Source organism: Pseudomonas sp. I2 (assembly GCF_040984075.1).
Taxonomy (GTDB): domain Bacteria; phylum Pseudomonadota; class Gammaproteobacteria; order Pseudomonadales; family Pseudomonadaceae; genus Aquipseudomonas; species Aquipseudomonas guariconensis_B.
The window spans coordinates 1-434 of sequence record NZ_JBCGFQ010000170.1; the positions used below are offsets into that span (position 1 = coordinate 1).

The 434-nt window shown below is 39.4% G+C and carries 2 protein-coding genes; both read right to left on the minus strand.

Going from position 1 to position 434, the window contains the following annotated elements:
* Positions 1-169 (minus strand): ExbD/TolR family protein (locus tag WCE05_RS26090; RefSeq protein ID WP_368816852.1); only part of this gene is annotated, 169 nt, incomplete at its 3' end.
* A gap of 15 nt (positions 170-184) precedes the next feature.
* Positions 185-434, minus strand: a 250-nt coding sequence (locus WCE05_RS26095) for a MotA/TolQ/ExbB proton channel family protein (protein ID WP_218244690.1), incomplete at its 5' end; no start/stop codon positions are given.

Genomic DNA, 434 nt, shown 5'->3' on the forward strand with positions numbered 1-434 from the left:
CGTACGGAGTATTTTTTTCTTCTGGTAGTTTCACTGGAACTGTATGTGTAACTACCGGAATAGTAATAAGAAAAATAATAAGTAAAACCAACATGACATCTACGAGAGGTGTCGTGTTAATCGTTCCAATCATTTCGTCATCATCTTCAGAACCAACACTCATACCCATAATGTCTGCTCCTGATTATTTAATGCTGCGATTAATTGAATTGTTGGTATTAATTTCTCCGCTTAATAAAACTGCATGTAAATCGGAACCAAATGAACGAACATTTTCCATCACTGCTTTATTACGACGAGTCAACCAGTTGTAACCCAGTACAGCAGGTACTGCGACCGCAAGACCAATAGCTGTCATAATGAGAGCTTCACCAACTGGGCCTGCAACTTTATCAATAGATGCCTGACCTGAAATCCCGATTGCAGTTAAAGCG